We start from the raw sequence: 15353 nt of genomic DNA, 5'->3' as shown, positions 1-15353 counted from the left end.
GGCCGTGCTGGAGCGGGTGCGCCGGATCCTGGCGGAGAGCGGCGCGGAGCTGTCCCGGGAGGAGCTGCTGGACGCGCTGTGGCTGGCGCGGCGGCTGCCGCCCGGGGCGGCGTCGGAGCTGGCGCGGGCGACGGGTCCCGTGCCCGCGGGCCCGGCGCCGGTGGCGGACGCGGGGCCGGTACGGGAGCCGGAGTCGCCCCCGGGTCCGGGCGGGGAGACGGCCGGGGAGGCACCGGGCGACGGGGGCCTGCACGCGGCGCCCGCGCCCGCCGCCCCGGCGCCCGGGGCGGCCGCGGTGCGCCCCGCCGTGCCCGTGCGCACCCGGCAGGGCAGGGCGCTGGGCGGCGCGGAGCTGGGGCTCGGGCGGGCGCTGCGGCCGCTGAAGCAGCTGCGGGCGGACCGGCGGACCTGGGTGCTCGACGAGGACGCGACGGTGCGCGCGATGGCCGAGTCCGGGCTGCCGGACGCGGTGCTGCGCCCGGTGCGCACGCGCTGGCTGGACCTGGTGCTGCTGGTCGACGACGGGGTGTCGATGCTCCTGTGGCAGCGCCTGGTGGTGGAGACGCGGCTGCTGATGGAGCGCAGCGGCGCCTTCCGCGACGTACGGGTGTACGGGCTGGACAGCAGGGGGGCGCGGGCGCCGCGGCTGCACCGCAGGCCGTTCGAGCCGGACGGCTCCGAGCTCGCGCCGCGGACGGTGACGGACCCGTCGGGGCGCACGCTGGTGCTGGTGGTCAGCGACGGGGTGGGCTCGGCGTGGCACGACGGCCGGATGCGCCGGATGCTGCGGGCTGCGGGCGGTCTCGGCCCGGTGGCGGTGCTGCACGCGCTGCCGCCGCGGCTGTGGGACGGTTCGGGGATCCGGGCGCGGACGTGGCGGGTGACGACGCGCCGCCGGGGCGCGCCGAACCGCACCTGGCAGGTCAACGACCCCGTGCTGCCAGCCGGGTTGGTGTCGTACGGGGACGAGGTCCCGGTTCCCGTCCTGGCGCCGCACCCGCGGTCCCTGGCGGCGTGGGCGGCCCTGGTGGGCTCCCCCGGCGCGTCGGCCACGCTCCCCCTCCTCTCGGACCACCCGGTGCCGCTCGCGGCGCCCGCGCGGAAGGCCCCGGAGGAGGACGGCGGGCTGCTGCGCTTCCGGGACGCGGCGAGCCCGCAGGCGTACCGCCTGGCGACCCACCTGGCCGCGCTGGCCCCGGTGTCGGTCCCGGCGATGCGGCTCGTGACGGAGGCGCTGGACCCGGACGTCGACACGGGCCACCTGGCGGAGGTGTTCCTGGGCGGGCTGATGCGGGGCGTGTCGGACCCCGCGCTGCTGCCGCAGCACCGGGCGTACGACTTCCCCGAGGAGGCGCGCAGGATCCTGCTGGCGTCGGCCCCGGCACACGAACTGACGCGCGCGGCACGGCGGGTGACGGAACGTCTGGCCGAACTGGGGGACGGCTCACCGGAGTTCCCGGCGTGGCTGGAGCACGCGGCGGGACGGGAGGCGGTGGGCGGGGGCGGGGCGCCGTTCGGGTGGGTGGGGGAGAGGGTGTTGCGGAGGGTGGGGGTGGCGGTACCACCGGTGGGGAAGCCGGGGGCGGTGGACGGGGGCGGGACACCGGCCCGGGACGCGCTGCCCGTCGAGGGCGGGGAGGCACCCGTCGACGGGGGTCCGGTGTACGCGCTGGGGCCCGACGACCCGCGACGGCTCGGACCGTACGAGATCCTCCACGCCTTCCTGCCCCGCGACCCCTCCGCGCCGCTGTACCTGGGCCGCTCGGAGCGGGACGGGTACGCGACCGTGCGCACCGGGCGGGCCGACGTGCTGGAGCACGAGGCCGACGTGCTGCGGCGGTTGCAGGGGCTCGCGGTGCCGCGCCCCCTGGACCACGGGGTGGGCGAGGACGGGGTGGCCTGGTCGTCCGCGACCGCCGGGCCCGACCTCGGGTCGCCCGACCTGGCCGCCCACGCCCGCGCGTCGGACGGCCTGGAGCAGGACGCGTTCCGCACCCTGGGCGCGCAGCTCGCGGGCGTCGTGGCCGGGGCCCACTCCCGGGGCGTGACGCACGGGATGCTGGCGGCCGAGACCGTCCTGGTGGCGGACGGCTCGGTGCACGTCGTGGGCTGGTTCCGGGCCCGGGTGCACGACGGCGGCGACGCGGCCGCCCAGAGCGCGGGCGAGAGCGCCGACGTGGTGGACCTGTGCCGCCTGCTGTGGGACGTGGCGGCGCGCGGCCGGATCCCCGAGCGGGTGGGTGCGATGCTGACGGCGGTCCTGAGCGGCGGCACGGGGAGCAGCGTCCCCGGTGCGGGGGAGCTCGCCGCCGCCCTGGCACCGCCGCCCGGCCCGCGCCCGGCGCTGCTGACCGAGCCCGGGCCGATGGGCGGCCCGTTCCTGGCGCTGGACATCGGGCGCCGCGAGTACGGCGGCTGGGGTCCGCACGGCCAGGTGGTCGCCGCGCGCGAGGCGGGGCGGCGGGCCCTGCTCGTCCAGGTGGCGCGGGCGCTGACCCTCGCCAATCCGCCCGGGGCGCTGCGGCTCATGTGCCTGGACCTGGCGGGCTCGTGGCTGTTCGAGGAACTGTCCGGACTCCCCCAGGTGGACCACCGCGCCACGAACCTGGCCCAGGACAAGAACGCCTCACGGCGGACGGCCGAGCTGCTGGCAGAGGAGCTGCGCCACCGCGAGGAGGTCCTCGAGTCCACCGGGCAGGCCGACATCGAAACCTACGAACGCGCCGTGCTCAACGGCCGTGGCCTGCGGCGGCTGCCCCGCCTCGCCGTCCTCGTCCACGGCTACGAACTGCGCCGGCGGGCGCGTGCCGCACGCCTGGCCGAGGCCATCGACTCGCTGGCGCACCGGGGAGGCAGGCTCGGTGTCCACCTGCTGGTGTCCCTGCCGCCGGACGAGACCGCGCCGCGCGTCTTCACGTACACGGTGGGGCTCGCGCCGGACGGTCGCGGCACGACCCTGGAGCACCACGGGGACGCCCCGGCCCGGACGGTAGCGCCCCGGGGCGCTACCGGGCCCGTGCCGGTCCGGGCCGCGCCCTGGCGTCCGTACTTCTTCCTGAGCCACGCCGTCCCCGGCCGGACCGAGGACGAGGAGCACTCCCGCGAGCTGCTCGCCACGTTCTACGGCGACCTGTGCGCGGAGGTGACGGCCATGACGGGGGCACCCGCCGGGTCGGTCGTCGGCTTCATGGACGAGGGCTCGGGGACCGCCTCCCACTGGGGGGACCGGCGCCGCGAGGCCCTGGAGAACTGCCGGGTGTTCGTGCCGCTCGTCTCTCCGCGCTACTTCACGAGCGACTGGTGCGGCGGGGAGTGGTGGGCGTTCACGCGGCGGGCGCTGCTGCACGAGACGGCCACGGGACGGTCCGCCCGGGTCGTCGTGCCCGTCCCCTGGATCCCGGTGCGCCCGGAACGGGTTCCCTCTGTCGCGGCCGGTGTGCAGTGGCAGCGCCTCGGCGGTGACGACGCCGACCCCGGGCTGTACGAGCTGACCAGGCTCCGTGACCAGCGGTACTGGCTCACGGTGTCCGGACTGGCGCGACGCATCGTCACCGCCGCCGAGGCCGTGGACCTGCCGCCGGGACCCGCCACGGACACCGGCGCGCTCCCTGGCTTCTTCCGCGACACGCGGCCCACCATCGAGGTCGGCGTCCGCGTGGTGGTCTCCGCGCTGCGCGTCGCGCAGTCCCCCGGTAGCGACCCGCCGGCCTGGAACGCGTACCCGGAGGCGAAGGGCGGGCTCGCCCTGGTGGTCGAGCGCGTCGTCCGCGCCCTCGGCCACCGGGCCTTCGCCGTTCCCCCGGACTCCCTGGCCGACTACGGAACGCCGAGGATCGTCGTGATGGACCACCTGGCGCTCGCGGAGGCCGTGTCCCTCGACCGGCTGGACGCCCCGGACGGCCTCCTGGACCCGCAGGTGGGCGTCCTGGTCGTCCACGAACCCGGCGCGACGGCCCTGCCGGAGTCCAGCGCCCGTGAGGCGCTCGCCCGGCTCGTACCCGGGCACACCGGCCCCGTGCGGGTCGCCCGTACCCTCACCGAGTACGTGCAGGAGCTCGCCTCACTGGTCGTCGAGACGGTCCTCGCGCACAGCGGGCCGGACGACCCCGAGGGCCGGGCACGACCTAGGCTCGCCCCATGACCCTCCAGGACTACGCCACGTACATCGCCGGCCTGCCCCGCGTCCTCGCCGGAGCCGCCGCGCTCCTGCGGGACGAGCGGGGGCGGGTGCTCGTCGTCGAGCCCAACTACCGCGAGGGGTGGGCGCTTCCGGGCGGCACCGTGGAGTCCGAGGCCGGGGAGTCGCCCCGGCAGGGGGCGCGCCGGGAGACGCTGGAGGAGGTCGGGCTCGACGTGGAGCTCGGGGCGCTGCTCGCGGTGGACTGGGTGCGCGGGCCCGGACGGCCGCCGATCGTCGCGTACGTGTACGACGGCGGGGTCCTGCCCGAGGAGTCCTTCGGGGCGATCCGGCTCCAGGAGTCGGAGCTGGTGTCCTGGCGGCTGGTGGAGCCGGCCGAGGTGTCCTCATACCTGCTGGGCTCGCTGGGGCGGCGGGTGCTCGCGGCGCTGGACGCGCTGGCGGACGGCGGCCGCACGGTGGAGCTGGAGGACGGCCACCGGGTGGAGTGAGGGGCGCGGGCCGCCGGGCGCGCGCGGCACGAGGGGCGCGGGACCGGCGCGTGCGCGTGGCGAGAGCTCGACGACCTGGTAATCCGCTTCCACCCGCGCCGCCCCGCCGCCTACCCTCGCCGCATGACTCTCGTGGCGATCCTCAGCGGGGCCGGCATCTCCACCGATTCGGGCATCCCCGACTACCGGGGCCCGCAGGGCGTGTGGCGCAAGGACCCGGAGGCCGAGAAGCTCGTCACGTACGAGTACTACATGTCGGACCCCGAGATCCGGCGCCGTTCCTGGCAGATGCGGCGCACCGGGCCCGCGCTGTCGGCGAAGCCGAACGCGGCGCACGTGGCGGTCGCCGAGTTCGAGCGCACGCCCGGGGTGTCGCTGCGGGTGCTCACGCAGAACGTGGACGGGCTGCACCAGCTGGCGGGCATGCCGCCGCGCAAGGTGCTCGAACTGCACGGCAGCGCGCGGTCGGTGGTGTGCGTCCGGTGCCACGCGCGCTCCTCGATGGCGGACGCGCTGGCCCGGGTCGAGGCCGGTGAGGACGACCCGGCGTGCGAGAAGTGCGGCGGTGTCCTCAAGTCGGCGACGGTGATGTTCGGGGAGAACCTGGACCCGGTCGTGCTGGGCGAGGCGCTGGGCATCTCCAAGGCCTGCGAGGTGTTCATCGCCGTGGGCACGAGCCTGCAGGTGCAGCCCGCCGCCTCGCTCGCCGGGGTCGCGGCGGAGCACGGGGCCCGGCTGATCGTGGTGAACGCCGAGCCCACTCCGTACGACGAACTGGCCGAGGAGGTCGTGCGCGAGCCCATCGGGACGGCGCTGCCCGCGCTGCTGAAGCGGCTGGGGTGAGGGCACGGCCTCCGCGTGGCTGAACCGTACGTTCGCGCCGCAGAACCCTCGGAACCCTCAGAACAGGGTGTCCTCCGCTCCCCCGGAGCCCCCGCGTTCGAAGGCCAGCAGGCGCTGCTTGCGGTCCACGCCGCCGCCGTAGCCGGTGAGGCTGCCGCTCGCGCCGATGACGCGGTGGCAGGGCACCACGATGCTGACCGGGTTCTTGCCGTTGGCCAGGCCCACGGCGCGGGAGGCACCGGGGTTGCCCAGGGCCTCGGCGAGTTCGCCGTAGGAGCGCGTCTCGCCGTACGGGATCTTCTTCAGCTCCTCCCAGACGCGGCGCTGGAAGTCGGTGCCGGGCAGGTGCAGCGGCAGGTCGAACTCGCGCAGTTCGCCCGCGAAGTAGGCCTCCAGCTGCCGGTGCGCCTCGGTGAAGGGCTCGGGGTCGCGGGGGCCGAAAGTCTCCTGCGGGGGGCGGTGGCGGTGGGCGACCATGTACAGGCCGCTGAGCGCGCCGTCGGTGGAGACCAGGGTCAGCGTCCCGTACGGGCTGTCGATCTCGGTGTGCCGGACGTCGGACGTCATCGTGCTGTCGCTTCCTTGGAAGGAGTTTCGGCGGAAGGGGTGTCGGCGGGGGCCTTGGACGGGATCGGTGAACTGTCCTGGGTGGGCAGGTGGTTGATGGCGTGGTCGTCGGTGGCCCACAGGTACTGCACCGCGTACGCGCGCCAGGGGCGCCACGCCGACGCCCGCGCGGTGAGCGCCGCCGGGGTCGAGGGCAGCCCCAACTCCTGTGCGGCGCGCCGGATCCCGAGGTCCGAGGGCAGGAAGGCGTCCGGGTCGCCGAGCGCGCGCATGGCGATCGCCTCCACGGTCCACGGCCCGAACCCCGGGAGTGCGCCGAGCTCTTGGCGCGCCCGCTCCCAGTCGCTGTCGACGTCCAGGGCGAGCGTGCCGTCGGCCAGCCGCTCCACCAGCGTGAGCAGGGTGGTGCGGCGGCTGCGCGGCAGCGCCAGGGTCTCCGGGTCGAGGCCGGCCAGCGCGTCGGGCGTGGGGAAGAGGTGGGTGAGGCCGCCCTCGGGGTCGTCGACGGGGACGCCGTGGGCGGTGACGAGGCGGGCCGCGTGGGTGCGGGCGGCGGCGGTCGACACCTGCTGGCCGAGCACGGCCCGTACGGCGAACTCGGCGGCGTCGACGGTGCGCGGGACCCGGCGGCCGGGGGCCTCGTCCACCAGCGGGGCCAGCAGCGGGTCGGTGCGCAGCTGGCCGTCGACGGCCTCGGGGTCGGCGTCGAGGTCGAGCATCCAGCGGCAGCGGCTGATCGCGTGGGTCAGGTCGCGCGGGTCGGTGAGGGAGAGGCGGCAGGCGATGTGGCCGGACGCGGGGGCGAGTGCCACGGTGCCGTGTCCGTACGGGAGGTTCAGGGTGCGGCGGTAGGCCCCGTCGCGCCACTCCTCGACGCCGGGGACGCCGGTGGCGGCCAGGTGCCCGAAGAGGTTGTCGGGGTTGAGGGGCGCGCGGTACGGCAGGCGCAGCGCGATCACGCCCGGGGTGGCGTGGGCGGGGACGTCGCGCCGGTTGGCGCGCTCGCGCAGCTCGCTGGGCGAGAGGGCGAAGACCTCGCGGACGGTGTCGTTGAAGGCCCGTACGGAGGAGAAGCCCGCCGCGAAGGCGACCTCGGCCATGGGCAGCGCCGTCGTCTCGATGAGGACGCGTGCGGTCTGGGCGCGCTGGGCGCGGGCCAGCGCGAGGGGGCCCGCGCCCAGCTCGGCGCGCAGTTGCCGCTCGATCTGGCGGGAGGAGTAGCCGAGGCGGGTGGCCAGGCCGGGGACGCCCTCGCGGTCGACGACGCCGTCGCGGATGAGGCGCACGGCGCGGGCCACGGTGTCGGCGCGGGCGTTCCACTCGGGCGAGCCGGGGCTGGTGTCGGGGCGGCAGCGCTTGCACGCCCGGAAGCCGGCCTGCTGGCAGGCGGCGGCGCTCGGGTAGAACGTCATGTTCTCGGGCTTGGGAGGGACCACGGGGCAGCTCGGGCGGCAGTAGATCCTGGTGGTCAGGACCGCCGTGAAGAACCATCCGTCGAAGCGCGCGTCCTTCGACTGGACGGCCCGGACGCAGCGCTCGCTGTCGGTGTGCATGGTTCAAGCATCGGGCATCGCGAGGCCGGGGGCTGGCGAAAAAACGACATGGACGTGGCGGGGGCGCTGGTGGGGGCGCCCGGCGTCACCCAGCCGCCCCCATTGGTACCCGCCCGCCCTCACTGATGCACGCCCGCGCCCCGTGGCGTCTGCGCACGCCTGGCCCCTCGCCCGCGCCCCGCTGGTGCCCCCGGGGCCCCGGATCCTCGCCGAGGCCCGCCCCCGGCTCCGCCACCACAGCCAGTGACGTGCGGTAACAGGGGGCGGGCAGCCCGGAGCGGTACTCCCGTATCAGCGGTACTCCCCGTCTCAGCGTTTGCGCCACACCGTGACGTGCGCCTCGAAGTAGTCGTACTCGCGGGGGTTCTGCCGCAGCACCGCGCCCTCGTCGCTCTCCGTGAGCAGGTCGAACGCGCCGCCGAGCAACTGCTTGACCGCCTCCTCGCTCGGGGTGCGGTCGCCGCTGGAGCCCAGCCAGCGCTCCGGGGCGCTGTAGGCCGGGTACCAGGACCACGGGCAGGCGACCATGAGCAGCCCGCCCGGGCGCAGGTGGTCGTCGGAGTCCGTGAACTGGCGCAGGCACTGGGCGGGGTCGGCCACCCGGTCCAGGACGTTGGACAGCACCACCGCGTCCAGGTCGCGGGCCGCCCGGCCGACGCCGCCGAGGTCGCAGGCGTCGCCCACCTCGAAGGCCACCTCCGCGCGGCCCTCGCCCGCCTCGGGGACCCGGATGTGGACCTCGCGGGCGTACGGGCCCTGCTGGACCACGTGGAAGGTGCCGCAGCCGTGCCGGCCGAGGGTCTGGGCCACGTCGATCGAGCGGGGGCTGACGTCGATCCCGGTGACGCTGGACTCGACCCACCCACCCAGGGCGTGCGAGACGCCGCCGACGCTGCACCCGACGTCGAGGGCGCGCCGCACCCGCAGCCCGGCGCGCAGGGCGCACAGCTCCAGGAGCGCGGACAGCCGCCGCGGGTAGCCGTGGGCGCCCGCCAGCGGGTGGTGGGGGCGGTCGAAGACGTCGTCGACGTCCCCGTAGTGCATGAGCAGGTACTTGGAGAGGTCGCGCGTGTTCTCGTACGGGTCCAGGGCGGAGTCGTCCTCGAAGAGGTCGTCACCCTTGAGCAGCACCGGCGGCACCGTCATCCTTCAACTCCTCGTTTCCACAAAGCCGCTGTCGTCGGTTCGGGACCGGCGCCTGAGCACCGGTCTGGGGGCCTTTCGGGTCGCGCCCGCGACGGCCTCGGCGAGGCCCCGGACGGTCGGTGTCTCGAACAGGGTGCGTACGCCCAGGTCGACCCCGAGGGCGGTGCGCAACCGGTTCACCAGGCGGATCGCGAGGAGCGAGTGTCCGCCGAGGTCGAAGAATCCGTCGTCGATGCCGACCCGCTCCAGCCCCAGCGCCTCGGCGAAGAGCCGGCACATGACCTCTTCGCGGTCGCTGCGGGGCGCGTGGTGCTCGGTGGCGGTGGCGTAGACGGGTGCGGGCAGTCGTGCCCGGTCGAGCTTGCCGTTGGCGGTGACCGGGAGGGCGGTGAGCTCGACGACGGCGGCCGGGACCATGTAGTCGGGCAGCGCCTCGGCGAGCGCGGCGCGCAGGGCGGCGGGGTCCAGCGGCGGGCCCGCGGGCACCGCGTAGGCGACCAGGCGGCGGTCGCCCGGGGTGTCCTCGCGTACGGTGACGGCTGCCTGGGCGACCGCGTCCTGGGCGGCCAACGCGGCCTCGATCTCGCCGAGTTCGATGCGGAATCCGCGGATCTTGACCTGGTCGTCGGCTCGGCCGAGGAAGACCAGGCGGCCCTGGGCGTCCCAGCGCACGACGTCACCGGTGCGGTACATGCGGGCGCCGGGCGGGCCGTAGGGGTCGGCGACGAAGCGGGCGGCGGTGAGGGCGGGCTGCCCGGCGTAGCCGCGGGCCAGGCCCGCGCCCGCGAGGTACAGCTCGCCCGCGACTCCGGCCGGGGCCGGGGCGAGCGCGTCGTCGAGCACGTACGTCCGGGTGTGGGCGAGGGCCTCGCCCAGCGGGATGGTGGTGCCGATGAGCGGGCGCTGTTCGGCGGTCCAGGGGTGTCCGGTGACGCACAGGGTCATCTCGGTGGGGCCGTAGGTGGTCCGCACGATGGTGCCGGGGCAGGTCTCCAGGACGCGGGCCACGGCGTGCGGGGAGATGACGTCACCGCCGGTGGTCACCTCCTTCAGGCGTGCGAGGCCCTCGGCGAGGTCCTCGGCGACGACCCGGAACAGCCCGGCGGTCAGGGAGAGGTGGGTGATGCCGTGGCGTTCGATGAGGGTGCGCAGGGCGTGCGCGTCGAGTTCACCGGGCGGGGCGACGACGACGCGTCCGCCGTTGAGGAGCGGCGCCCAGATCTCGTACGTGGAGGCGTCGAAGGCGTGCGGCGAGTGCAGCAGCACCCGGTCGCCGGGGCCGACCTGCCAGGACGGGTCGAGGGCCAGGTCGACGACGCCCTGGTGGGTGACGGTGATGCCCTTGGGCTCGCCCGTGGAGCCCGAGGTGAACATGATGTACGCGGCGGCTTCCGGGGCCGTCGCGACGGGGACGGCCCCGGTGCCGGGGGCCGCGGGGGCGTCGAGGACGACCTCCACGGGCTCGGGGCTCCCCGGGGCGCGGTCGGTGACCAGGTCATGGGCGCGGTGGGCCGCGTCGATGAGCAGGACGGGGCCGGTGGCCGTGGCGACGACGTGGCGCATGCGGCTGAGCGGGTAGGCGGTGTGCACCGGCAGATAGGCGCCGCCGGCCTTGAGCACGGCGAGGATCGCGACGAGCAGTTCGGCGGAGCGCTCCATCAGGACCGGCACCACGGTCTCGGTCCGCACCCCTGCCTTGACCAGGTCCGTCATCAACGTGTCGCTGTGCGCGTCGAGTCGACGGTACGTGAGCGTCGCCCCCGCCGCCTCCACGGCGACCTCGTCCGGCGTGCGGGCCGCCTGGGCGGCGAAGGCGTCGACGAGGGAGGCCCGGGTGCGGGTCGTGGCCGGTCCGGTTCCGTACCGCAGGAGTTCCAGGCGCTCCTGGGGCGTCGTCAGCGGCAGCGCGTCCAGCGGTGTGTCGGTCCGGGCGAGGGCGTGCTCCAGGACACGTGCCAGGCGTTCGCCGATCAGGCGGGCTGATCCGGCGTCGAAGAGGTCGGCCGCGTAGCCGACGGCGAGGCCGACGCCCGCGCAGCCGCCGTCGGCCGAGTGCCGCTCCTCGAAGGTGAACTCCAGGTCGAACTTGGCGATGTCGAGCATGAAGCCCTCATCGGTCGCGGAGAGCCCGCCCAGCCGCGGCGGGTGCACCCGTACGTCCTTGACGGAGACGGCGACCTGGAAGAGCGGGTGGTGGGCGAGGGAGCGGGCCGGTGACAGGTCTTCCACCAGGCGCTCGAAGGGGAGGTCCTGGTGGTCGTAGGCGGCCAGGTCCACCGCTCGCGTACGGTCGACGAGTTCGGTGAAGGTGGGGTTGCCGGAGGTGTCGTTGCGCAGCACCAGGGTGTTGACGAAGAAGCCGATCAGGTCCTCCAGGGCCGCGTCCCCGCGCCCGGCGACGACCGTGCCCAGCGGGATGTCGGTGCCCGCGCCGAGCCGGGTGAGCAGCGCCGCCACGGCAGCCTGCACCACCATGAACACCGAGGCCCCGCGCTCGGCCGCGAACTCCCGCAGCCTGCGGTGCGACGCGGCGTCCAGGTCGACGCCCACGCTGCCGCCCCGGTAGGAGGCGCGGGAGGGGCGGGGCCGGTCGGCGGGGAGCGGCAGCTCCTGCGGCAGGTTCTGCAACACCTCCCGCCAGTAACCGAGTTGGCGCGGCTCCTCGACGTCCAGCAGGGCGCGCTGCCAGAGGGTGTAGTCCGCGTACTGCACGTCCAGGGGCTGCCACGCGGGCGCGGCCCCGGCCAGGCGGGCCGCGTACGCCGTGGACAGGTCCTGCGACAGGGGCGCCATGGACCAGCCGTCGGCCGCGATGTGGTGCACGACGGTGACCAGGACGCTGCTCTCGGGGCCGAGTTCCAGGACCCGGACCCGGAACGGGATCTCGGAGGCCAGGTCGAAGCGGTGCCCGCCCGCCTCGGCGACGAGACCCCGCACCTCCTCGGGGGCTGCGGTCACGAACTCCACCGGGACGAGGGGCTGTTCCAGGACGCGCTGGTACGGCTCGCCGCCCGTCTCCAGGTAGACGGTGCGCAGGGCCTCGTGCCGGACGACCACGTCGCGCACCGCCGTGGTGAGGGCCTCGCGGTCCAGGGCCCCGTCGAGGCGGGTCACCACCGGGATGTTGTACGTCGCCGAGGGGCCCTCCAGGCGGTGCAGGAACCACAGGCGGCGCTGGGCGAACGACAGGGGCAGCTCCGCGGGGCGCGGGGTGCCGCCGGTCAGGGCGGGCCTGCGCGGGCCGGGGGCGGCCGTGGTGGCGGGGGCTCCGGCTCCGTCGGGGTCTCCGGCCGGGCCGAGGGCGGCCAGGCGCTCCTCCAGCTGGGCGACCGTGGGCGTCTCGAAGAGGGCGCGTACGCCCAGGTCGACGCCGAGGGCGGCGCGCAGCCGGTTGACCAGGCGGATCGCCAGGAGCGAGTGGCCGCCCAGGTCGAAGAACCCGTCGTCGATGCCGACCTGTTCCACGCCGAGCGCCTCGGCGAAGAGCCGGCAGAGCAGTTCCTCGCGCGGGGTGCGCGGGGCGCGCCGCTCGCCCGGGCCGGTCCAGCTGGGGGCGGGCAGCCGGGCGCGGTCGAGCTTGGCGCTTGCGGTCATGGGCAGTTCGGCCATCTCGACGAACGCGGCCGGGACCATGTACTCGGGCAGCTTCTCGGCCAGGGCCGCCTTCAGGGCGGCGGGGTCGAGCGGCCCGTGGGCGGGAACGACGTAGGCGACCAGCCGCTTGTCGCCCGGCGCATCCTCGCGTACGACGACGGCCGCCCGGGCGACGCCTTCGGCGTGGCTCAACGCGGCCTCGATCTCGCCGAGTTCGATGCGGAAGCCGCGGATCTTCACCTGGTCGTCGGCGCGGCCGACGAAGACCAGGCGGCCTCCCTTGTCCCAGCGAACGACGTCGCCGGTGCGGTACATCCGGGTGCCGGGCGCGCCGAAGGGGTCGGCGACGAAGCGGGCGGCGGACAGGCCGGGGCGGCCGACGTAGCCGCGGGCCAGGCCGGGCCCGGCGACGTACAACTCCCCCGCCACGCCGACGGGTACGGGGGCCAGGCCGTCGTCGAGCACGTAGAGCTCGGTGCCGGGGACGGGTCCGCCGATGGTGACGGGTTCGCCCGCGGCGAGGGGGCCGCCGCTGGCGCAGACGGTGGTCTCGGTGGGTCCGTAGGAGTTCTCGACGCGGCACCGGGTCGCCCAGCGGTCCACCAGCCACTGCGAGGCGGCCTCGCTGGCGGTGATGATCGTGGTGCCGCGCGGGAGCGCGTCCTCGGGGAGCGCCGCGAGGAGCGAGGGCGTGACGGTGACGTGGGTGACGCCGCTGTCGGGGGCCAGGCCGTGGGCGAGCAGGTGCTCGGGGTCGCCGGTGACGACGGTGCCCCCGGTGAGGACGGCCATCGTCATCTCCCACAGGGAGCCGTCGAAGCCGATGGAGGCCAGGAGCTGCACGCCCGCTCCGGGGCCCGCGCCGAACTGGCGGTAGCGGGCGACCAGTCGGCTGATCCCGGCGTGCGGCACCAGGACGCCCTTGGGGCGGCCGGTGGAGCCGGAGGTGTAGATGACGTAGGCGCCGTCGCGCGGTGCGGGCGGCGGGGTGTCGCGGGGCAGCGGTTCGGCTTCGGCGTCGCGGAAGAGGACCGGCTGGTGGCCGGGGACGGCGAGGCGGGCGGCGTGGTCGACGAGGAGCAGGGCGGGGCGGGTGTCCCGGAGCATGAACTCCACGCGCGCCGCGGGGTAGTTGGGGTCGACGGGTACGTAGACGCCGCCGGCCTTGGAGATGGCGAGGAGCGCGGCGACCAGTTCGGCGCAGCGGCCCATGGAGACGGCGACCGGCACGTCGGGTCCGACGCCGCGGGAGCGCAGGTACCCGGCGGCGCGGTCGGTCCAGGCGTCGAGTTCGCGGTAGCTGAAGGTGCGGTCGCCGTCGACGACGGCGGGGGCGTCAGGGTGTTCGGCGGCGCGGGCCCGGAAGTGCTCGGGGAGGCTGGCCTGGACGACGCCGGGACCGGTGTTCCAGTCGCCGAGCAGCAGCGCGCGCTCCTCGGGCACGAGCACGTCGAACTCACTGACCCTGGTGGCCGGTTCGCGGGTGGCGCGGGCCAGGAGGCGGACCAGGCGGTGGCCCAGGGTGCGGGCGGTGGTGCGGTCGTAGAGGTCGTCGGCGTAGTTGACGACGACGTGGAGGCGGCCGTCGCGCTCTTGTCGTACCGCGAAGAAGAGGTCGAACTTGGCGGTGCGCTCCTCGGGGCGGGCCGCGCTGGTGGGCAGGCCCGCGAGGTCGACGGCGAGCTCTTGTTCCTCGACGGCGACGGCGACCTGGAAGAGGGGGTGGTGGGCCAGGGAGCGGGTGGGCGCCAGCTCCTCCACCAGCCGGTCGAAGGGCAGGTCCTGGTGGTCGTAGGCGGCCAGGTCCACCGCCCGCGTACGGTCCACGAGTTCGGCGAAGGTGGGGTCGCCGGAGGTGTCGTTGCGCAGCACCAGGGTGTTGACGAAGAAGCCGATCAGGTCTTCGAGCACCTCGTCGTCGCGGCCCGCGACGACCGTGCCCAGCGGGATGTCGGTGCCCGCGCCGAGCCGGGTGAGCAGCGCCGCCACGGCCGCCTGCACCACCATGAACACCGAGGCCCCGCGCTCGGCCGCGAGCTGCCGCAGCTCCTCGTCCACGCCGAGCGGCACGCTGACGCTGCCGCCGCGGTAGGAGGCGCGGGAGGGGCGGGGCCGGTCGGTGGGGAGGGTCAGCTCCTGCGGGATTCCGGCCAGTGCGGTCCGCCAGTAGGCGAGTTGGGCCGGGCCCTTGGTCTCGACGAGCCGGTGCTGCCAGACGCTGTAGTCGCCGTACTGGACCTCCAGGGGCGACCAGCCGGGGGCGCCGCCGGCGAGCCGCGCCGCGTACGCGGTGGACAGGTCCTGCGACAGGGGCGCCATGGACCAGCCGTCGGCCGCGATGTGGTGCACCACCACGACGAGCACGCACTCGTCGGGGCCGAGCTCCAGAACTCTTACGCGCAGGGGCACTTCGGCGGCGAGGTCGAAGCGGTGGCCGGTGACCTCGGCGACCTGGGCGTCCACCTGGTCGGGCGTGCAGGGGGTGAACTCCACCCGTACGTCCGCCTGGTTCAGGACGCGCTGGGCGGGCTCGCCGCCCGCCTCCACGTACACGGTGCGCAGGGCCTCGTGCCGGGCGACCACGTCGCGCACCGCCGCCGCGAACGGCTCGCGCTCCAGCGTCCCGGCGACGTGCGTCACCACCGGGATGTTGTACGTCGCCGAGGGTCCCTCCAGGCGGTAGAGGAACCACAGGCGGCGCTGGGCAAACGACAACGGCAGCATCAGTGCCCTCCGGATCGTCGCGCCTCGGGACCTCGCCCGAGACCGCGGACTCACTCGAGACCGGGAACGCGCCCCAGGAATGGAACAGTTGGGCGGGCGGCGTGAACGCGCTCGATCCTAGGGAGCCCGGCCGCCTCCGAGGGCGTCCGGAGGGCTGGCTGTCCTCTAGATGACAGCCCCGCCGGGCGGCCCGCCCCCTCCCGCTCCCGTGAAGTGGCCGGTTCCCGCCTCCCTCGGCCGACGCTACAGATATATCGTTACCGTCGTCCGACGCTCTCCTTCCGGAAGCTGTCGGCC

Annotated in this window: 6 protein-coding genes and 1 pseudogene; 3 read left to right on the top strand and 4 right to left on the bottom strand. The window is 75.4% G+C overall.

Annotated features, from left to right (window positions below):
* Positions 1-4 precede the first annotated feature (4 nt).
* The 3 genes from ABT160_RS04850 (at position 5) to ABT160_RS04840 (ending at position 5472) form a co-directional block, all read left to right on the top strand.
* Positions 5-4141 (top strand): TIR-like protein FxsC, encoded by a 4137-nt coding sequence (locus tag ABT160_RS04850; protein ID WP_351643566.1) that lies wholly within the window; start codon positions 5-7, stop codon positions 4139-4141.
* Positions 4138-4629 (top strand): NUDIX domain-containing protein, encoded by a 492-nt coding sequence (locus tag ABT160_RS04845; RefSeq protein ID WP_351643565.1) that lies wholly within the window; start codon positions 4138-4140, stop codon positions 4627-4629. The genes ABT160_RS04850 and ABT160_RS04845 overlap by 4 nt, the downstream gene beginning before the upstream one ends.
* Before the next feature lie 123 nt (positions 4630-4752).
* Positions 4753-5472, top strand: a complete 720-nt coding sequence (locus tag ABT160_RS04840) for an SIR2 family NAD-dependent protein deacylase (RefSeq protein WP_351643563.1) — start codon at positions 4753-4755, stop codon at positions 5470-5472.
* Positions 5473-5529: 57 nt separating this feature from the next.
* On the opposite strand, the gene ABT160_RS04835 is transcribed toward ABT160_RS04840, so the two are convergent.
* From ABT160_RS04835 to ABT160_RS04820, 4 genes and pseudogenes are all read right to left on the bottom strand, one after another.
* The gene (locus ABT160_RS04835; protein WP_351643560.1) at positions 5530-6039 is read right to left on the bottom strand and encodes a methylated-DNA--[protein]-cysteine S-methyltransferase; all 510 of its coding nucleotides are present in this window, start codon (positions 6037-6039) and stop codon (positions 5530-5532) included.
* A gap of 83 nt (positions 6040-6122) precedes the next feature.
* A pseudogene (locus ABT160_RS04830) lies at positions 6123-7592 on the bottom strand (AlkA N-terminal domain-containing protein); the annotation flags it as partial.
* A 309-nt stretch (positions 7593-7901) separates the two neighbouring features.
* Positions 7902-8738, bottom strand: a complete 837-nt coding sequence (locus tag ABT160_RS04825) for a methyltransferase domain-containing protein (protein WP_351643558.1) — start codon at positions 8736-8738, stop codon at positions 7902-7904.
* Positions 8739-8741: 3 nt separating this feature from the next.
* A complete protein-coding gene (locus tag ABT160_RS04820) occupies positions 8742-15056 on the bottom strand; it encodes a non-ribosomal peptide synthetase (protein WP_351643555.1) in 6315 nt (2104 codons plus the stop codon).
* Positions 15057-15353: the final 297 nt, after the last annotated feature.

The sequence above is a fragment of the Streptomyces sp. NPDC001941 genome, assembly GCF_040296945.1.
Lineage (GTDB): Bacteria > Actinomycetota > Actinomycetes > Streptomycetales > Streptomycetaceae > Streptomyces.
The sequence above is the reverse complement of the archived record's forward strand: the minus strand, read 5'-3'. Positions and strand labels throughout refer to the sequence as shown.

Excerpts from the sequence above, each read along its gene's own strand:
- ABT160_RS04825 (WP_351643558.1), bottom strand. The coding sequence starts at position 8,738 with ATGACGGTGCCGCCGGTGCTGCTCAAGGGTGACGACCTCTTCGAGGAC.
- ABT160_RS04820 (WP_351643555.1), bottom strand. The coding sequence starts at position 15,056 with ATGCTGCCGTTGTCGTTTGCCCAGCGCCGCCTGTGGTTCCTCTACCGC.
- ABT160_RS04845 (WP_351643565.1), top strand. The coding sequence starts at position 4,138 with ATGACCCTCCAGGACTACGCCACGTACATCGCCGGCCTGCCCCGCGTC.
- ABT160_RS04835 (WP_351643560.1), bottom strand. The coding sequence starts at position 6,039 with ATGACGTCCGACGTCCGGCACACCGAGATCGACAGCCCGTACGGGACG.
- ABT160_RS04840 (WP_351643563.1), top strand. The coding sequence starts at position 4,753 with ATGACTCTCGTGGCGATCCTCAGCGGGGCCGGCATCTCCACCGATTCG.